The organism is Pantoea sp. X-Soil-ISGK-275 (genome assembly GCF_059730795.1).
Genome location: NZ_AP035976.1, coordinates 1571686 through 1590370 on the forward strand (window position 1 = coordinate 1571686; position 18685 = coordinate 1590370).

An 18685-nucleotide genomic window follows, 5' to 3' on the forward strand; every position below is an offset into this window, starting at 1 on the left:
AGCTATCAGGTTAACGTCAGTCGGCACGCTTGCCAACCGCTGATATAAAAAAGAAATATGTCGGCAGGATAAAGTAGAAAAGCTAATTGCGAAGCCGATCACTGAAATGCAAAACGGAGCCCGAAGGCTCCGTTTTTAGGTATTACGCAAATCTAATCGGGTGATTAGAACTGGTATACCAGACCAACACCAACGGTGTCATCAGTAGAGATGCCAGCCGCGCGGGTGAAGTCGTTTTCGTCCATCAGGTTGATTTGATAATCAACATAGGTAGACATGTTTTTGTTGAAGTAGTAGTACGCGCCAACAGAAACGTATTTATAGATGTCTTGATCACCCCAGGTCTCGATGTCCTTACCTTTAGACTGGACGTATGCCAGGGATGGACGCAGACCGAAGTCGAACTGGTACTGAGCAACTGCTTCGAACTTCTGCTCTTTATTGATTGCGCCGCCTCGGGCTGGAGCAATATCGGTAGCATCAGTTGAAATCCAAGTTGAATTACGGGTTTCACCGTACATTGCTGCCAGGTATACGTTGTTCGCATCATATTTCAGAGCGGTTGACCATGCGTCAGCTTTTTTGCTGCCGTTGCCATAGAAGGATGCTTCCTGGCCATTAGTACGGTCTGAAGAGGTGTATGCAGCAGAAACGCCAACACCGATGTCAGAGGTATAAGTCAGAGAAGTACCCCAACCGTCGCCATTAGCACGGCTCAGGCTACGGCTGTTAGCGTTAGTGCCTTCTTCATTTTTGCCCTGATACTGAACAGCAAATGCCAGTCCATCAACCAGACCAAAGAAATCATTGTTACGGTAGGTTGCCAGACCATTAGAACGACCAACCATGAAGTTATCAGAGTAACCCGAGTCACCACCGAATACTGGCAGAACGTCGGTCCATGCCAGTGGGTCGTAACCTACACCGTAGTTACGGCCATAGTCGAACGAACCAACATTGGCAATTTTCAGACCGGCAAAGCCCAGACGGGTTTTGTTGCCATTTTGAGCATCGCTAGCGCCTTCAGAGTTGTTAGCCTGAATGTTGTATTCCCACTGGCCGTAACCGGTCAGTTGGTCATTAATCTGAGTTTCACCTTTGAAACCGAAGCGAACATACGTTGCATCGCCATCGCTGCTGGCATTATCAGAGAAAGTGTGGCGCGCATCGACTTTACCGTACAGGTCCAGTTTGTTGCCGTCTTTATTATAAATTTCTGCTGCGTTTGCTGCACCAGCAGCTAACAGAGCTGGAATAACCACTGCAAGAATGTTGCGCTTCATCATTATTTATTACCCTCATTGGAGTTATTTGGACATCTGCCACTGCTGCCAAGAAATCTTTACAGAACCTTGAAAGAAGTTTGATGTCTCCTGTGTCTGCACGCATCTTTCCATCACAGGGTTGCTAATTCTAGCCCGAAAATGATTCAAATCTCTCGATTGGGTATCAAAAGGAAAATATGTATTACAAAATGTAAAATATCGGGAACTTTGTGAGAGAACTCTAAATTTACAAAAATAAAAAAAGGCCGGCTAGGCCGACCTCTTTATATATATGAATTACTTATAATTAATCGCTAAATTTAGAAATTCGCGTTGCGTGGCGTACGTGGGAAGGGGATAACATCCCTTACATTTTGTACGCCGGTGACATAGGCGATTAATCGTTCGAAACCTAATCCGAAGCCAGCATGTGGCACGGTGCCGTAACGACGCAGGTCACGATACCACCAATAATCTTCTTTATTGAGGCCCATTTCTGCCAGACGCGCATCCAGCACATCCAGACGCTCTTCACGCTGTGAACCACCGATGATTTCACCGATGCCCGGTGCGAGAACATCCATCGCCGCCACGGTTTTGCCATCTTCGTTCATACGCATATAGAAGGCTTTAATGTCTTTCGGATAGTTTTTCACTACCACTGGCGCTTTGAAATGCTGCTCTGCGAGGTAACGCTCGTGTTCTGATGACAGATCCACGCCCCATGAAACCGGGTTTTCGAAGGTCTGACCGCTTTTCAGCAGAATATCAACCGCATCGGTGTAATCCACCTGAGCAAAGTCGGTAGTCACGAACCGTTCGAGACGCGCAATCGCATCTTTATCAACACGCTCGGCAAAGAAGGCCATGTCATCAGCACGTTCGTTGAGAACGGCCTGGAACACGTATTTCAGCATAGATTCAGCCAGAGCTGCGGCATCATCCAGCGTCGCAAAAGCAATTTCCGGCTCCAGCATCCAGAATTCCGCCAGATGGCGGCTGGTGTTGGAGTTTTCTGCGCGGAAAGTCGGGCCAAAGGTATACACCTTCGACAGCGCGCAGGCGTAGGTTTCGGCATTGAGCTGGCCGGATACGGTCAGGAACGCTTCTTTACCGAAGAAGTCTTTATCGAAATCGATTTTGCCCTGCGGATCGCGCGGCAGATTTTCCAGATCCAGCGTCGAAACGCGGAACATCTCGCCAGCACCTTCGGTATCCGAAGCGGTGATCAGCGGAGTCGAAACCCAGAAATAGCCGTTTTCGTGGAAGAAGCGATGCAGCGCCTGCGCCAGCGTATGACGCACGCGCGCCACGGCACCCACCAGGTTGGTGCGCGGACGCAGGTGCGCCACTTCACGCAGGTATTCGATGCTGTGACGTTTCGCCGCCATCGGATAAGTATCCGGATCGTCGACCCAACCGGTGACTTCAACCTTGGTTGCCTGCAGCTCGAAGGCCTGGCCTTCGCCTGGCGATTCGACAACTTTGCCGGTAATGATCACCGAGCAACCGGTGGTCAGACGCAGCACTTCATCCTGATAATTATTCAGAGAATTATTGACGACGGCCTGAACGGGATTAAAGCAGGAACCGTCGTAAACGGCGATAAAGGAAAGACCAGCTTTGGAATCTCTTCGGGTACGCACCCAACCACGTACGGTGACTTCACTGTCAACCGCGACACGGCCGTGCAGTACATCCGCTACAGGCACAACGCTCATAAAGTTCTCTCTATATATAAAAGAAGGTGGATAAAAGCCCTTTTCCAGGGTTTTGCTATGTTACTTGCGAGCCGACAGGAAACAAGCAAAATTGCCGTGTAAACAGGAGATTTGTTGCGTGAGAGCAGGGTGCAAGCACCCTGCAATAAGAATCAGCTGGCTCTTTTAACCAGCGGCAGATCGAAGGCTTTGCGCAAGGCGCGCACGAAGGCTTTATCCTGGCAAATGGTTTTGCCGGGACTGTCGGAGAGTTTTGCTACCGGTTTGCCATTGCAGCTCACCAGTTTGATCACGATATTCAGCGGCGTCACGCCAGGAATATCGCAGGACAAGCGCGTTCCGATACCGAACACCACGTTGGCCCGTTGGCCAAAGTGACGATAGAGCGCCAGCGCTTTGTCCAGATTGAGGTTATCCGAGAACACCAGCGTTTTGCTTTTTGGATCGATATCCAGACGCTGATAGTGCGCAATGGCTTTTTCACCCCATTCCACCGGATCGCCAGAGTCATGGCGTAGGCCTTGGTAACGATGAGCAAAGCCAGGACCAAAGTCGCGCAGGAAGGCATCCATGGTGATGCAGTCGGTTAAAGCGATGCCTAACTGATCGTCATACTCGTCCAGCCAGGATTGCAGTGCCGCACGTTGGCTGTTCGCCAATACCGGGCTGATTTGCTGGTGCGCCTGGAACCATTCGTGCGCTTGCGTACCTACCGGATTTAGCTGCAGGCGACGCGCCAAATCGTAGTTGCTGGTGCCAACCAGCCACGGAAACTCCGCTTTGAGCGTCGCGACAATCGCTTCCTGCACCGCTTTGGAGTAACGACGACGCGTACCGAAATCCATCAGCTGGAAGCGTGACATATCCAATTCGCCGACCTGCTGACGGAAATCCACCAGCTTATGCTGCAAGTGCGCAACCGCCTGATCCACACCCATCTGCGGCGTGCGATGGCGATGCACCACCTCACTGATCAGCGCCAGCAGCGGCACTTCCCACAGAATCACTTCACGCCACGGCCCGCTGATCTGAATCGTCAGATGGCCGTTGTTGTTACGCACGTTGACTTGTGAAGGATCGAGGCGGAACTGACGCAGCCAGTTAAGGTAATCGCTCTGGAAGAAAGGCAGCCCGCTGAGATAGTGATACTCATCGTCGCTCAGGGCGAGCGTTCGCAGGGTTTCAATTTGTGCGCGGATCTCATCCGCATAAATACCGAGCAGTTCGTCGCCACGGCAGCGAAATTCCGCCGTAACCGGGACATCATAATAGCGATGATAGACGGCCTGCTGCATGTGAAGCTTGTACGCATCGGTATCAAGCAGCGTGGTCAAAATCGGGGAAGCATGTCCAGTCATGGTGCGTTTCAGCATCCTCTTCCGCGGAGCAGAGCCCGGTGTTCAATAAGGTCATAAAGACGCAGGAGTATAAAACAGTAATGACCGCGATCACACCACAATTGCGGGTGGCAGGTCGAGGGGCATTTGTGCCATTGTTAATGAATTGTAGCCTTTTCAACGAACGCACGCATTGACCGTGGCAACCGAGGCACAACCCGCTTAGACTTTGACGGGTCAACATATTAACGAATAACGATGCGAGAAGGACTTATGACGCAACAGCCGCAAATTAAATATCGCCACGACTACCGTGCGCCGGATTACACCATTACTGATATCGACCTGACTTTTGATCTGGATGCAGCTTCGACGCGCGTTACGGCGGTCAGTCAGGTGAAGCGCATTGGCGCTGCCGATGCGGAACTGCGTCTGGATGGTGAAGATCTTACGCTGGTATCGCTGGCGGTGGATGGCAATACGTGGTTGCATTACCGCGAAGAAGAGGGCGCATTGTTCATCAGCCAGCTACCGGATAACTTCACTCTGACCATCATTAATGACATTCATCCGGATAAAAACACCGCGCTGGAAGGTTTATACCAATCTGGCGAGGCGCTCTGTACCCAATGCGAAGCCGAAGGTTTCCGCCACATTACGTGGTATCTCGATCGCCCGGACGTGCTGGCGCGCTTCACCACCACCATCATTGCCGATGCCGCGCGTTATCCTTATTTACTCTCCAACGGCAACAAGCTGGAGAGCGGTCGCCATGAAGATGGCCGCCATTGGGTGAAGTGGCAGGATCCGTTCCCGAAGCCGTGCTACCTGTTTGCGCTGGTGGCGGGTGATTTCGACGTGCTACGCGACAGTTTTACTACCCGCTCTGGCCGCGATGTGGCGCTGGAAATCTTTGTTGATCGCGGCAACCTCGATCGTGCTGACTGGGCGATGACTTCGCTGAAAGCCAGCATGAAGTGGGATGAAGAGCGCTTTAACCTTGAGTACGACCTCGACATTTTTATGATCGTCGCGGTGGATTTCTTCAATATGGGCGCGATGGAGAACAAAGGCCTCAACGTCTTCAACTCCAAATATGTGCTGGCGAAAGCCGAAACCGCCACCGACAAAGATTACCTCGGCATTGAAGCGGTTATCGGTCACGAATATTTCCACAACTGGACCGGCAACCGCGTGACCTGCCGCGACTGGTTCCAGCTCAGCCTGAAAGAGGGTCTGACGGTGTTCCGCGATCAGGAGTTCAGCTCCGATCTCGGTTCGCGCGCAGTGAACCGTATCGATAACGTACGCGTAATGCGCGGTGCGCAGTTCGCGGAAGACGCCAGCCCAATGGCGCATCCGATCCGTCCGGATCAGGTGATCGAGATGAACAACTTCTACACCTTAACGGTGTATGAAAAAGGTTCAGAAGTGATCCGCATGATGCACACCTTGCTGGGCGAAGAGAACTTCCAGAAAGGCATGCAACTCTATTTCGAACGTCACGACGGCAGCGCCGCCACCTGCGATGATTTCGTGCAGGCGATGGAAGATGCGTCTAACGTTGACCTGTCACAATTCCGTCGCTGGTACAGCCAGGCTGGCACGCCAATTCTGACGGTACGTGATGACTACAATCCAGAGCTGGAGCAATACACGCTGCACGTCACTCAGCGCACGCCGGCCACCGCCGAGCAGAAAGAGAAGTTGCCGCTGCACATTCCACTGGATATCGAACTGTACGATAACGAAGGCAAAGTGATTCCGCTGCAGCATAATGGTCATCCGGTGCATCACGTGCTGAACGTTACCGAAGAGTTCCAGACCTTTATTTTCGATAACGTTTATTTCCAGCCGGTGCCGTCGCTGCTGCGTGAATTCTCTGCGCCAGTGAAGCTCGACTACAAATGGAGCGATGCGCAACTCACTTTCCTGATGCGCCACGCACGCAACGACTTCGCGCGCTGGGACGCGGCACAAAGCCTGCTGGCAACCTATATTCGCCTCAACGTCGCGCGTCATCAGCAGGGCCAGCCGCTGTCGCTGCCGCTACATGTGGCCGATGCGTTCCGCGCGGTATTGCTGGATGAGCAGGGCGATCCGGCGCTGAAAGCGTTGATTCTGTCGCTGCCGTCTGAAAATGAAATCGCCGAGCTGTTTGATGTTATCGATCCGCTGGCGATTTCGGCGGTGCGCGATGCGCTGGTGCGCACGCTGGCTAAAGAGTTGAGTGACGAATTCTTTGCGCTCTATCTGGCCAACCAAAGCAGCGAATACAAAATTGAGCATGCGGAGATTGGCAAGCGCACGCTGAAAAACGTCTGCCTCGGCTATCTGGCGTTTGCCGATGCGGCACAGGCCGACAAGCTGGTGCAAGCGCAATATCAGCAGGCGAATAATATGACCGACGCATTAGCGGCGCTGGCTGCAGCGGTAGCGGCGAACCTGCCGTGCCGCGATTCACTGCTGGCGGCCTATGATGAGCGCTGGCATCAGGATGGTTTAGTGATGGATAAATGGTTTGTGCTGCAAGCCACCAGCCCAGCGGCGGATGTGCTGAGCAACGTGCGTAAGCTGCTGAATCACCGTTCGTTCACCATGGGCAACCCGAACCGTATCCGTTCACTGATTGGTGCGTTTGCCTCAGGCAATCCAGCGGCATTCCATGCCAAAGATGGCAGCGGTTATCAGTTCCTGGTGGAGATGTTGACCGATCTCAACACGCGCAACCCGCAAGTGGCTGCACGGATGATCGAGCCGCTGATTCGCCTGAAACGCTACGATGCCGATCGTCAGGCGCTGATGCGTAAGGCGCTGGAAACCTTGAAAGGGCTGGATAAGCTTTCTGGCGATCTGTACGAGAAGATCACCAAGGCGTTGAACGCGTAAAAGTAACCGTAGGGTCGCCATTTGTGGCGACCTCTATCATTAACTCTGCTGCGCAAACTTCAACGGCTGTTCCGACGAACCGCGCTTCATAACCCGATCCAGCACTTCCGCTTCCAGCTCTGCAAGTCGTGCCGATCCGCGACGGCGTGGGCGTGGCAAATCGACGATCAAATCCAGGCCAATCTGTCCTTCCTCGATGAGCAGCACACGATCGGCAATCGCCACCGCTTCGCTGACATCGTGCGTCACCAGCAGCACGGTGAAGTTATGCTGTTGCCACAGCGACTCAATCAATCCCTGCATTTCGATGCGCGTCAACGCATCCAGCGCACCGAGCGGCTCATCGAGCAGCAGCAAACCTGGGCGATGAATCAGCGCACGTGCCAGCGCCACACGCTGTTTCTGTCCGCCGGACAACGCGGCAGGCCACTCGTTGGCGCGATCCGCCAATCCCACGGCTTCCAGCGCGTCCAGCGCGGCGGCGCGCCATTCGCGGCCTTTCAGTCCCAGCCCAACGTTATCAATCACCTTTTTCCACGGCAGCAAGCGTGAATCCTGGAACATCAAACGCGTATCTTCGCGTGCCTCGGATAACGGCGCATTGCCCGCCAGTAACTCACCGCGCGTGGTCGATTCGAGTCCCGCCAGCAGACGCAGCAAGGTACTTTTCCCGCAGCCGCTGCGGCCGACGACGGCGACAAACTGTCCGGAGGGAATGTGCAGATCGATATTATTCAGGATGGTGCGGTCGCCATATTGCTTGCTGACGCCATTCACACCCACCGGCGTACCGCGATTTAAACGCGCCGGATTCAGGGTTACGTTGCTCATGCGTTCTCCTTCAATTGGTAGGCCGGATGCCAGCGCAGCCAGACGCGCTCCAGCAGTTGTGCCGCAACGTCGGCGAGTTTGCCGAGCAGGGCATAGAGAATGATGGCAACGACCACCACGTCGGTTTGCAGGAATTCACGCGCGTTCATCGCCAGATAACCAATGCCGGAGTTAGCGGAAATGGTTTCGGCCACAATCAGCGTCAGCCACATCAGGCCAAGGGCAAAACGTACGCCAACCATAATCGAAGGCAGCGCACCCGGCAGAATCACCTGAATGAACAGGCTCCAGCCAGACAAGCCGTAGCTGCGCGCCATCTCAACTAAACCTCGATCAATGTTACGAATGCCGTGATACGTGTTGAGGTAAATCGGGAACAAGGTGCCCAGCGCCACGAGGAAAATTTTGGCGGATTCGTCGATGCCAAACCACAAAATCACCAGCGGAATCAGCGCCAGATGCGGCACGTTACGCAGCATTTGCACCGAGGTATCCAGCAAGCGTTCACCGACGCGCGAGGTGCCGGTAATCAATCCCAGAATCAAACCAATCGAGCCGCCAATGGAGAAACCGATGGCGGCACGCCAGCTGCTGATCGCCAGGTTTTGCCACAGTTCACCGCTGGCAGTCAGTTTCCAGAAGGTGATGAGGATATTTTCTGGCGACGGCAAAATGCGCGTCGACAGCCAACCCACTTGCGATGCCAGTTGCCACACCGCAATCAGCACCACTGGCAAAACCCAGGGCAGCACGGCATTACTCAGCTTTGTTTTAACGTTCGCCATGATCGGCTCCTTTAGCTCTGTGACACTTTTTGCGGCGTGAAATCGTTAGCCACCGCTTCACCGTGCGCTTGTACCACACGCGGCTTCGGTACTTCCGGAATCGCCAGATCGAGGTGCGGGAACAGCAACTCGCCCACGCGATAAGCCTCTTCCAGATGCGGATAGCCGGAGAGAATAAAGGTCTCGATGCCGAGATCCTGATACTCCTGCATGCGCGCCGCCACGGTTGGGCCATCGCCCACTAACGCGGTGCCTGCGCCGCCGCGTACCAGACCGACACCGGCCCACAGATTTGGGCTGATCTCCAGCTTGTCGCGACGTCCGCCGTGCAGTGCCGCCATGCGCTGTTGGCCCACCGAATCGGTGCGCGCAAACGCGGCCTGCGCTTTAGCAATGGTGGCATCATCGAGATGGGCAATCAGGCGATCCGCCGCTTGCCACGCTTCTTCATTGGTTTCACGCACAATCACATGCAGACGAATCCCGAAGCGCACGGTGCGGCCTTGTGCTGCCGCTTTGGCGCGCACTTGCTCAATCTTCTCTTTAACTAAGGCGGGCGGTTCGCCCCAGGTGAGATAAACATCAACCTGCTCGGCGGCCAGATCCTGCGCGGCATCCGACGATCCGCCAAACCACAGCGGCGGACGCGGTTCCTGCACCGCTTTAAACATCAGACGCGCACCGCGCACCTTCACATGCTTGCCTTCGTAATCGACGGTTTCGCCTTCGCTAACGCGACGCCAGACGCGGGTAAACTCGGCCGATTCTTCATAGCGTTCGCGGTGATCGAGGAACACGCCATCGCCGGCCAACTCTTCCGGATCGCCGCCGGTAACCAGATTAAACAGCGCGCGACCATTCGACAGACGATCCAGCGTGGCGGCCTGACGCGCCGCTTGCGTCGGCGAAATCACGCCCGGTCGCAGTGCAACGAGGAAACGCAGACGCTGCGTCACCGGAATCAGTGATGCTGCCACCAGCCAGGCATCTTCACAGGAGCGGCCGGTGGGGATCAGCACGCCGCCGAAGCCAAGGCGATCCGCTGCCTGCGCAATCTGTTGCAGGTAACCATGATCAACCGGGCGCGAACCTTCCGCTGTGCCAAGATAGTGACCATCGCCGTGCGTCGGGAGAAACCAAAATACGGATACGCTCATGATTAATTTCCTTTGGGCTGGGCGGATTGTGGATGCCAGATGCGGTCAGCGATATTCACTTTGACCGGCATCAGATGATTGGCATAAAACAGATCGGCCGTTTGCTGTTGGGCCTGCGCGGTATGGGCGCTGACCGGCGTAATGGTGGTGGGTGGACGATGGTCGAGATAGCTGGCGATCACCGGTTTCGGTAAGCCCATGGCGTTTGCCAGCAGATCGATACTCTGGTCGCGCTGACTGCGCGTTAATGCATCGGCGTCGCTGAAGGTATTCAGTACCTGCTGCACGAAGGCGCCGTTCGCCTCGGTGTATTTGCGCGTGGCTAAATAGAAGGAACCGGTTTGATTGAGTTTGCTGCCATCGGCCAGCACGCGCACGTTGCCTTGCAGTAGGGCGGCTGAGTAGTAAGGATCCCAAATCGCCCAGGCATCGACGTCACCTTGCTGGAACGCGGCGCGTGCATCGGCGGGCGTAAGATAGGTTGGCTGAATATCTTTAAAGCTCAATCCGGCCTGTTCCAGCGCCCGCAACAGCAAGTTGTGCGAGCTGGAGCCTTTCTGGAACGCCACTTTATGACCTTTCAGTTCGGCCACGCTGTGAATCGGGCTATCTTTCGGCACCAGAATCACTTCGGCCTGTGGCTTGGGTGGCTCCGAGCCGACATAAAGCAGATCGGCACCCGCAGCTTGGGCAAACAGCGGCGGGATGTCGCCGGTGCTGCCCAAATCGATGCTATCGACGTTAAGCGCCTCGAGCATCTGCGGGCCCGCCGGGAATTCTACCCACTTTATATTGGTATGCGGGAAGCGCTGCTCCAGCAGCTTGTGGGTTTTCGCTAAAACCATGCTCACCGAGCCTTTCTGATAACCGATGCGCAACTGTTCGGGTGCATCGGCAGCCTGTGCACTCACGCTCAAGGTGAGCAGTGCCGCTACGGCTGGCATAAGTAAACCCGTCAATATCCTTTTCATCTCTCTTCCTTTATACCGCTTGTGCGTAAGGTTGGTGGCGACGATGCAGCGCGTGCCAGAAGGTATCCAGCGCCTCGTCAATGCGTTGCGACAGCAGCGGATCGAGCAGCGGCTGGCGATCGTAATCAGTAATCTGGCTGTCAGTGGCGAACACGCCGTGCAACACTTCCTGCGCCTTCAGCGCATTCAGCACCGGCTTCAGCGCGTAATCCACCGCCAGCAGATGTGACGCGCTGCCGCCGCTTGCCAGTGGCAGCACCACTTTATGCTCCAGCGCGCGCTCTGGCAGTAGATCGAGCAGGGTTTTCAGTGCGCCGGAAAACGAAGCCTTGTAAATAGGCGTGGCGACAATCACCCCATCCGCCAGCGCCAAATCGGCTTTCAACGCGGCTAAGGCAGGTGAATCGAAGCGTGCATAGAGCAAATCTTCAGGCTGGAAGTTGTGAATATTCCACGGAATCACGTCAACGCCGCGTGCTTCCAGCGCGTGCTGGCAAAGTCTCAGCAGCGCAGTAGAGCGTGAAGGGTAGCGAGGGCTGCCCGCCAGCGTAATAATCCGCATGGTCACTCCTTATAACTGAAAGTTATTGATTATCTGATATTCAGAACTGATGTGTTCAATACTGTCAGAGCAGGCAGCGAGGCTTAAATGATTTATCTGGTAATCCTAAGTCGCAAAATGGGATAGTCCGGAACAGATAAAGGAAGAATAAAAACCAGCGGAATTGATGCTTAGGGTTAATCTGAAAAGCACTCGAGCAATCGAGCAGTTATATAAGTTACTGCATCGCGTTTTACTGCGCCATTAGTTAAAGCGCTTAATGCATGACCTTAATTGAGGTATCAATAAAGAAACACATCCCCATAGCTCGTAACATCCTGTGATGAAGGTTGTTGCGAACTTTGAAATAAAAGAAGAAAAATGATGATTCTGATTTATTCTAAAGTTTGGGAATCAGATTTGACTTAGAGGGAGTGAAAGTTATTCTATTTATTTATGGTTTTTATTTGAGCTAACCGTTGAGATGGCGCGAGTAAATGTTAAATACAAGACGGGTCTCATGCTCGTCTCCAAAAAATATTGTTACTTTTTGCGCCCTGATTTACGTTTTACTAAAGCAATGCTGAACAATTAAAAGTTGTATTGATAAAACAACGGTGATCGTCGTTGGAATCAGAACGCTAAGCCTGTTTATAATTGGTTGAGCTAATTTCCGCTAGAACACGATAACGATATTTCACTTATTTATTTACGCCCGCGTTTTGTGGCGTGAACTGCCGTTGCGGCAAGCTACTTTATTCTTAGGGAGAAAATATGGGTAGTTCTTCATTTGCTCAGGATTTAACTGAGCAGCAGGTCGTGCCTGCCACCTTCAATCGCATCTCACCCTCACCTAAACCAGAAGAAGAGCTGGTGTGTTATTGGCTGCAACCCGATGCCGCAGGCGCGCATCTTATTTCTTCATTGCTGCCAACCTTCCCGCACAGCACGCCTGCTGAAGATGATTTCCTGCTGTTCAGCGCGGAGCGCAACGCCTTGCCGGCCAGCCTGCTGCAGGACGTGGCGAAGCTCAGTGACCAGCGTCCAGAGCTGAACTGCTTTATTGTCTCGCTGGCAAAGCGCGAGCTGCCAAACGGCTTACACTCGTCTCTGCAGCTGTTTCAACAGTTGCATGCGCAGCGCTGGTGGCAGGAGGGCGGCTTTGCGGTGATCTTGCGTGCTGGCCTGGCCCGCGTGGGTGCGCCGCTGACGCGTATTCAGGATGTGATGCTCGCCGGATTACTGCATACGCAAACGGCGTGGGTGCTCGATTACGCCAGCGAAGCCTCGCTGACCACCAAAGCCGATGCATCGCCGCGCTTAACTTATCAGCAATTTATTACTGATTATGAAAAACTCACGCGTTTGTCACACTATATTCCGGAGCGAAACCGCTATCGCGAAAGTTATTTACGCAGCGGCTTATTACAATTAGTCCAGCAGGAGTTGAAGGGCGCGGCGAAATTCTCAGATAATACCCGCCACGCATTAACCTACTTTGCGGAAAACTTCCCGGCCAAAGGTGCAATGGAAAAACTTATGTTGAAACAACCTGACATCTATTTCGCTATCATGAAAATGAGAAAAAGGCTGGGCGCTTAGCACCAAGGTTAATTTTAAGAATAACTCCGGTGTGCGCGTGAATACTTTTATGTCACGCTTAAGGCCACTGAGATAATCCCCAGATGCCAAAACACCTATGTCTATAAAACGTAACGCGATTGCCAACTATGTTGGTCAAATCTATCTGACGCTGTCAGGTATTTTGGTTGTACCACTTTATATTCAACACTTAGGAATGGAAGCCTACGGTTTAGTGGGCTTCTTTTCGATCTTATTAACCTGGTTGCAATTACTGGATGCCGGTGTTTCTACTACCTTAATGCGGGAAGCGGCGCGTTATCGTGCCAATCAGGCGGAATTCGTCTGGTTCCCAGCGCTGTTTGCCACGCTGACCAAATTCTTCCTGTGCTCCACCATTGTGCTGGTGGTATTGGGTTGGCTGGCAACGCCATGGATTGCCACGCACTGGCTGGATGCACGTCATCTGCCTGCGGGTGATGTGGTGATTGCCGTGGCGATTATGGTGATCACCGCCGCGATTCGCTGGCGCACCAGTCCGTATCGCAGCGTGATTGTCGGCTTCGAACATCAAGTGTGGCTGAACGGCGTCAACTTGATCATCACCACCTTGCGCACTTTCGGCGCGGTGCTGGTAATCCAGTTCTTCTCCAATCCGGTATTGGCGTTCTTTATCTGGCAGCTGCTGGTGTCGATTGCTGAAGCGGCCTGCTGTATCTACAAATCCTGCCAGCTGATTCCCAAAGCGGCGCGCAAAGAGAAGCGCGGCGATCTGAAAGAGGTGCTGAAACCCTTTATTCGCTTTGCCCTCAGCGCGGCATTCTCCAGTGCGGTGTGGACCTTTATTTCGCAAATCGACCGATTGGTGCTCTCCAAAACGTTGCCGCTGAGCGAATACGGTTCGTTTACCGTGGTGGCGACGGCCGCGACCGGCATTTTGCTGCTCAGCAGCCCGATCATGCAGGCGATTGTGCCACGCATGACCGGCATGAAAACCCGTAAAGAGGGCGATGCGGAGTCGCTGAAACTCTATCGCTACACCACGCAGGCGGTGGCCATCTTTATGGCGCCGCTCAGCATTACTATTGCCTGTTACGCCGGCCCGCTGCTGTGGGCATGGACGCAGAAGAGTCAGATTGTTGATGAGATGTCGTTTGTTCTCAGCCTGTACGCATTGGGCAGCGGCATTCAGGCCATCTGTGGCTTGCTCTATCACCTGCAATACATCAACGGCAACCTCAAGCTGCACATGAAAGGTTTCACCTGCTTTGCCGTGCTGCTGGTGCCGCTCAACATCTGGTGTGCCGTTCACTACGGCGCATTGGGTACCGGTTGGTTGTGGCTGGGACAAAACATCTTCTATCTGGTGGGTTGGGCATGGTTGGTGCATCGCCGCTTCGCGCCGGGCATTCATTTCACCTGGTTAACCCGCGACGTGATGCTGATTTGGGCGGTTTCCGCCGCCATCGCCTGGTTGAGCACTTTCTTGCCTATCGAGTGGAATCAAAATCGCTGGATCAACCTGCTGTGGCTCGGCTTGATTGGCGCATTCAATCTTGGTGTCTGCTGCCTGCTGCACAGCGTGGTGTTGAAGCGTCTCAGAATTCCGTTGTTTAACGTTGAGGAAAGAGGATGAGCATGATGTCATCTCACCGTATCCCTACGGTTTCTGTCATCATACCGAACTGGAATTGCGCGCCCTGGCTGCCAGAAGCGATGAGTTCTTTGTTGCGTCAGTCATCGCCGCCCGAACAGATCATTGTCATCGACGATGGCTCCAGCGACAGCAGCGTGGCCTGGCTAACGGCGTTTGCGGCCCAGCACCCGCAGGTGATGCTGCTGAGCGGCGAGCGCGGCGGCGTCAGCGCGGCGCGTATGAAAGGGCTCGCTGTAGCAACCGGCGATTTTGTTTACTTCATGGATGCGGATGATTTTGTCTCCACCGACTTGTTTGCCGACTTCCGTCGCGTGCAGGCGCGCCATGAGGATATTGACCTGTTCTGCTTTGGCGCAAAGATGTTCTTCGATCTGCCCGCCGCGCAGCGCCACTATCAAACCATTCACCAGCGTCATGTCAGTGGATTATTGCCCGGCGGCAGCACCAGCTTGCGTACGCTGATGCAGCATCAGTCGGCGCACCGCGTAGTGTGGAGCAGCATCATTTCGCGTCGCTTGATTGATCAACTGGCGCTGCAGTTTCTGCCGATCCAGAACCATGAAGATGCACCGTACATGTTCGCGCTCTATCTGCAGGCGCGTAATATTTATTGCACTAGCCAAAGCTACTACTACAAACGCTTTATGGTGACCTCGTTGTCGCAGAGCACGCGCGATTTTTCCTATGTGAAAAACTACTTCATTGCGCGCCAAAGCAGCGAACAATTCCTGCGTGAACAGCAACTGCCGGTGGATGCGGCCTTGCTGGATAGCTATTACCAAACGGTGATGCACAGCTGTCTGGCGCAGATCCGCAAAAATCATATGGTGATCCCGACAGACTGGCAGCCGCAGGTGAATCAGCTGGTGCGTAATGTGTTGCAGCACAGCGCGCGTCTGAAGCTGATGTGGTATTGCCCGACGATTTACAGTGGCCTGCAGGCGTGTCGTGAACAGCTTGGCCGCTATTCTGCACGACGCTGATAACGATCAAATTGTGATGCAGTAGAACAATTTACTTTTGCGCCAGAGCACCTTACCATTCTGGCGCACATTTTCCCGTGCACCCCGACTTCCCTGGTTTCCGTCATTGAGGAGAGTGCATGTTATATCCTATCGTCCGGCCGGCGCTGTTTAAGCTTGATCCTGAGCGTGCGCACGAACTCACCTTTCAACAACTGCGTTTTATCAGCGGCACCCCGCTGGAAGGGCTGATTCGCCAGTCGCTGCCATCCCGTCCGGTCACCTGCATGGGATTAACCTTCCCGAACGCGCTCGGCTTAGCCGCCGGCCTCGACAAAAATGCCGAGTGCATTGATGCCTTCGGCGCGATGGGCTTTGGTTTTGTCGAAGTGGGAACGGTAACGCCGCTGGCGCAACCGGGAAATGATAAACCGCGTATGTTCCGCTTAGTGCCTGCGGAAGGGATTATTAACCGCATGGGGTTTAATAATCACGGCGTTGATCATCTGATCGCCAACGTCAAAAAGTCGCGCTTTAAAGGCATTCTCGGCATCAATATTGGCAAAAATAAAGATACGCCGGTTGAGAATGGTAAAGACGATTATCTGATTTGCATGGAAAAGGTATATGCCCACGCCGGTTATATTGCCATCAATATTTCCTCACCGAACACGCCAGGATTACGCACGCTGCAATATGGTGAAGCGCTGGACGATCTTCTCTCCGCCATCAAATTAAAACAGCGAGAGCTGCAAGAACGGCACCTTAAATATGTGCCGGTGGCGGTAAAGATCGCGCCGGATCTTACCGAAGAAGAATTGATCCAGGTTGCCGACAGTTTGGTGCGCCACAATATTGATGGTGTGATTGCCACCAATACCACGCTCGATCGTTCGCTGGTGACCGGCCTTAAATATGCCGAAGAAGCGGGCGGATTAAGTGGTCGTCCGGTGCAGTCACGCAGTACCGAAGTGATTCGCCGCCTGGCGCAAGAGCTGCAGGGCCGCTTACCTATTATTGGCGTCGGTGGTATTGATTCCCTGGTTTCTGCGCGCGAGAAAATTGCCGCAGGTGCAACATTAGTGCAGATATACTCCGGATTTATTTATAAAGGCCCAGGCTTAATTAAAGATATCGTGACCCACCTCTAAGACATTTCCCACTTTACTGCGCCGAGGGGTTTATTTATCCCTTCGGCTCGTTTATATTTTGTCCTGCTGGTGCATTTTTCAGCTTTTTCTCAGATTTATTTTTTAATTAAGCGCCATTTAGCGCAGCGATAAACCACAGGGCAGATCATGAAAATCAAACCTGATGACAACTGGCGTTGGTATTTCGACGCAGAGCATGACCGCATGATGCTGGATTTAGCCGACGGCATGTTATTTCGCTCGCGCTTCTCGCGCAAAATGCTGACGCCTGATGCATTTAATGTCAGCGGTTTTTGCGTTGATGACGCCGCGCTCTATTTTACTTTTGAAGAACGTTGCCGTCAGAGTGGATTAAAAGGCGATCAGCGTGCCGAATTAGTATTAAACGCGCTGGTGGCCAGCCGATTTCTCAAACCCCTGATGCCTAAAAGCTGGCACTTCACCAATCACGCACACAGCTGGCAGCCGGCTGCAGGCGATATGGTGGCGGTGACGCTGGCCGATAGCGGCGAAAAGGCACAACTGTTTGTGGTTGAAAGCGGTGAAAATGCGGCGCTGTGCTTGTTGGCGCAAAACGCGTTAAGCGTGGCGGGTAAAGGTATGCAGCTGGGTGATGCGATCAAGATCATGAACGATCGTCTGCGTCCACAGCAGCAGGAACAAACCGCCCACTTCGCGCGGGCGGTGTGATCGGCTTACGCCAGTTCGATATCGCCTGCCGGAATACAGCTGCAGCTTAAGATCGTGCCATCTGCGCGCACCGCGCTTTTCTTCAGTGCTTTCACTTCACCCGCGACCAACGTCACTTTGCAGCTGCCACAAAGTCCGGCGCGGCACGAGTAGGGAATGCGGAAACCCTGCATCTCCAGTTGTTCCAGCAACACTTGCTGATTGTCGCCGCTAAAGCTCGCTCCCTGATAATCGATAGTTACTGCGCTGTGGCTGCTAGCGTCAGGTGCCAGCGTTTCGACCACGGCGCCCGCACCGTATGCGCGCGGCGTTTGCTTCTCTAAAATGGTCACCGCATCGCCAACGCGAATAATGCCGCTATTGAGCGCAATCAAATTCAGGCCGAAATCAATATCGCCGCTGCCATCCTGCGCGCTGCGGAAACCCTGCAAGGTGGTGAGCGGTTCGCCATTAGGATGTTTTTGACCCGTTTCGGTGCCGACGGTGGTAAACACGCAGCGGCTGCACGGCTTCGGCATCTCAAAGGTAATCTCGCCAATTTGCAGACGTTTCCAACTATCTTCTTCCCATGCGGCCGCGCCGCTTACGACCAGATTGGGTCGGAACTGCTCAACACGCACGCTGGCCGGACAGCGTTGTTGCAGATCCTGCAACGAGGCCATGTTCACCAGCAAGTAGGGAAAACCGTCAGCAAAGCTCAGCGGCACATGATCAAAACGCTTCACACGGCGCGTCGGTTCCGCGCCGGTCCAGCGCAGTTGCACCGGACGCGGGAAGAAGGTGCTCAACCAGCTATTAATCGTTTCCGGTGCAATACGCGCGGTGAAATGGTTGCCCCATACTTCGGTAGGTGACTGCTCAGCGGTAAAATCATTAAAGCGGATCAGCGCCTGCGATCCATCTGGTGCTTGTAAAAACAGGCCATCCGGCAGCAGCGCAGGCGTGAAACGCACCATTTCCGGAAACTGGCGCGCGGTGACAAACGTGCCGTCCAGTTCGGTCACCATAAAGATGCGATCAAAGCCCAGACCGCTTTCCAGCACCTGCGCATGCGACAGTTGCAGACCGCGCATAGATTTAACGGGATGGATGTAAAGGCGTGAAAGCGTAATCATCACCACTCCAGAAACAGGGTCATAAGTTTAAA

Annotated in this window: 15 protein-coding genes; 6 read left to right on the forward strand and 9 right to left on the reverse strand. The window is 53.7% G+C overall.

The window, feature by feature from the left end; all coding sequences use genetic code 11:
• Nucleotides 1-164: 164 nt before the first annotated feature.
• From ompC to pncB, 3 genes are all read right to left on the reverse strand, one after another.
• Nucleotides 165-1286, reverse strand: a complete 1122-nt coding sequence (gene ompC / locus AC6I8A_RS07260; RefSeq protein WP_305961170.1) for a porin OmpC — start codon at nt 1284-1286, stop codon at nt 165-167.
• 299 nt (nt 1287-1585) lie between these two features.
• Entirely contained in the window at nt 1586-2986 is a 1401-nt protein-coding gene (gene asnS / locus AC6I8A_RS07265; RefSeq protein WP_256696105.1) for an asparagine--tRNA ligase, read from the reverse strand.
• 152 nt (nt 2987-3138) lie between these two features.
• Nucleotides 3139-4344: a nicotinate phosphoribosyltransferase gene (gene pncB, locus AC6I8A_RS07270; protein ID WP_265297439.1), complete on the reverse strand. Its 1206-nt coding sequence runs from the start codon at nt 4342-4344 to the stop codon at nt 3139-3141.
• Between the two features lie 252 nt (nt 4345-4596).
• Between pncB and pepN the strand changes: the two genes are divergently transcribed.
• Nucleotides 4597-7212 carry an aminopeptidase N gene (pepN, locus tag AC6I8A_RS07275; protein ID WP_497818252.1) on the forward strand — a complete coding sequence of 872 codons (2616 nt, stop codon included), beginning with the start codon at nt 4597-4599 and terminating at the stop codon, nt 7210-7212.
• A gap of 39 nt (nt 7213-7251) precedes the next feature.
• On the opposite strand, the gene ssuB is transcribed toward pepN, so the two are convergent.
• Genes ssuB through ssuE form a run of 5 tightly spaced genes read right to left on the reverse strand, consistent with a single transcriptional unit; the run spans nt 7252 to nt 11518 of the window.
• Nucleotides 7252-8043 carry an aliphatic sulfonates ABC transporter ATP-binding protein gene (gene ssuB / locus AC6I8A_RS07280; protein WP_312180809.1) on the reverse strand — a complete coding sequence of 264 codons (792 nt, stop codon included), beginning with the start codon at nt 8041-8043 and terminating at the stop codon, nt 7252-7254.
• The gene (gene ssuC / locus AC6I8A_RS07285) at nt 8040-8828 is read right to left on the reverse strand and encodes an aliphatic sulfonate ABC transporter permease SsuC (protein WP_256696108.1); all 789 of its coding nucleotides are present in this window, start codon (nt 8826-8828) and stop codon (nt 8040-8042) included. Before ssuC ends, ssuB begins: the two co-directional genes overlap by 4 nt.
• Before the next feature lie 11 nt (nt 8829-8839).
• Nucleotides 8840-9985, reverse strand: coding sequence for an FMNH2-dependent alkanesulfonate monooxygenase (ssuD, locus tag AC6I8A_RS07290; protein ID WP_008102354.1), 1146 nt, complete (start codon nt 9983-9985; stop codon nt 8840-8842).
• A gap of 2 nt (nt 9986-9987) precedes the next feature.
• Complete coding sequence (locus tag AC6I8A_RS07295; protein WP_061717113.1) at nt 9988-10956, reverse strand: sulfonate ABC transporter substrate-binding protein; 969 nt, start codon at nt 10954-10956, stop codon at nt 9988-9990.
• A 10-nt stretch (nt 10957-10966) separates the two neighbouring features.
• Nucleotides 10967-11518: an NADPH-dependent FMN reductase gene (gene ssuE / locus AC6I8A_RS07300; RefSeq protein WP_497818253.1), complete on the reverse strand. Its 552-nt coding sequence runs from the start codon at nt 11516-11518 to the stop codon at nt 10967-10969.
• A 753-nt stretch (nt 11519-12271) separates the two neighbouring features.
• On the opposite strand from ssuE, the gene AC6I8A_RS07305 reads away from it, so the two are divergent.
• The 5 genes from AC6I8A_RS07305 to AC6I8A_RS07325 all read left to right on the forward strand — a co-directional run bounded on the left by AC6I8A_RS07305 (nt 12272) and on the right by AC6I8A_RS07325 (nt 17538).
• Nucleotides 12272-13099 (forward strand): hypothetical protein, encoded by an 828-nt coding sequence (locus AC6I8A_RS07305; RefSeq protein ID WP_497818254.1) that lies wholly within the window; start codon nt 12272-12274, stop codon nt 13097-13099.
• A gap of 97 nt (nt 13100-13196) precedes the next feature.
• On the forward strand, nt 13197-14714 hold the full coding sequence (locus AC6I8A_RS07310) for a lipopolysaccharide biosynthesis protein (RefSeq protein ID WP_256696111.1): 1518 nt from the start codon (nt 13197-13199) through the stop codon (nt 14712-14714).
• A gap of 2 nt (nt 14715-14716) precedes the next feature.
• Complete coding sequence (locus tag AC6I8A_RS07315) at nt 14717-15718, forward strand: glycosyltransferase (RefSeq protein WP_256696112.1); 1002 nt, start codon at nt 14717-14719, stop codon at nt 15716-15718.
• Between the two features lie 119 nt (nt 15719-15837).
• On the forward strand, nt 15838-16848 hold the full coding sequence (gene pyrD, locus AC6I8A_RS07320) for a quinone-dependent dihydroorotate dehydrogenase (RefSeq protein ID WP_256696113.1): 1011 nt from the start codon (nt 15838-15840) through the stop codon (nt 16846-16848).
• Nucleotides 16849-16995: 147 nt separating this feature from the next.
• Entirely contained in the window at nt 16996-17538 is a 543-nt protein-coding gene (locus AC6I8A_RS07325) for a cell division protein ZapC (protein WP_256696114.1), read from the forward strand.
• Between the two features lie 5 nt (nt 17539-17543).
• On the opposite strand, the gene AC6I8A_RS07330 is transcribed toward AC6I8A_RS07325, so the two are convergent.
• Nucleotides 17544-18653, reverse strand: a complete 1110-nt coding sequence (locus AC6I8A_RS07330) for a YcbX family protein (protein ID WP_256696115.1) — start codon at nt 18651-18653, stop codon at nt 17544-17546.
• Nucleotides 18654-18685 lie beyond the last annotated feature (32 nt).

Excerpts from the sequence above, each read along its gene's own strand:
- ompC (WP_305961170.1), bottom strand. The coding sequence starts at position 1,286 with ATGATGAAGCGCAACATTCTTGCAGTGGTTATTCCAGCTCTGTTAGCT.
- asnS (WP_256696105.1), bottom strand. The coding sequence starts at position 2,986 with ATGAGCGTTGTGCCTGTAGCGGATGTACTGCACGGCCGTGTCGCGGTT.
- pncB (WP_265297439.1), bottom strand. The coding sequence starts at position 4,344 with ATGACTGGACATGCTTCCCCGATTTTGACCACGCTGCTTGATACCGAT.
- pepN (WP_497818252.1), top strand. The coding sequence starts at position 4,597 with ATGACGCAACAGCCGCAAATTAAATATCGCCACGACTACCGTGCGCCG.
- ssuB (WP_312180809.1), bottom strand. The coding sequence starts at position 8,043 with ATGAGCAACGTAACCCTGAATCCGGCGCGTTTAAATCGCGGTACGCCG.
- ssuC (WP_256696108.1), bottom strand. The coding sequence starts at position 8,828 with ATGGCGAACGTTAAAACAAAGCTGAGTAATGCCGTGCTGCCCTGGGTT.
- ssuD (WP_008102354.1), bottom strand. The coding sequence starts at position 9,985 with ATGAGCGTATCCGTATTTTGGTTTCTCCCGACGCACGGCGATGGTCAC.
- AC6I8A_RS07295 (WP_061717113.1), bottom strand. The coding sequence starts at position 10,956 with ATGAAAAGGATATTGACGGGTTTACTTATGCCAGCCGTAGCGGCACTG.
- ssuE (WP_497818253.1), bottom strand. The coding sequence starts at position 11,518 with ATGCGGATTATTACGCTGGCGGGCAGCCCTCGCTACCCTTCACGCTCT.
- AC6I8A_RS07305 (WP_497818254.1), top strand. The coding sequence starts at position 12,272 with ATGGGTAGTTCTTCATTTGCTCAGGATTTAACTGAGCAGCAGGTCGTG.
- AC6I8A_RS07310 (WP_256696111.1), top strand. The coding sequence starts at position 13,197 with ATGTCTATAAAACGTAACGCGATTGCCAACTATGTTGGTCAAATCTAT.
- AC6I8A_RS07315 (WP_256696112.1), top strand. The coding sequence starts at position 14,717 with ATGATGTCATCTCACCGTATCCCTACGGTTTCTGTCATCATACCGAAC.
- pyrD (WP_256696113.1), top strand. The coding sequence starts at position 15,838 with ATGTTATATCCTATCGTCCGGCCGGCGCTGTTTAAGCTTGATCCTGAG.
- AC6I8A_RS07325 (WP_256696114.1), top strand. The coding sequence starts at position 16,996 with ATGAAAATCAAACCTGATGACAACTGGCGTTGGTATTTCGACGCAGAG.
- AC6I8A_RS07330 (WP_256696115.1), bottom strand. The coding sequence starts at position 18,653 with ATGATTACGCTTTCACGCCTTTACATCCATCCCGTTAAATCTATGCGC.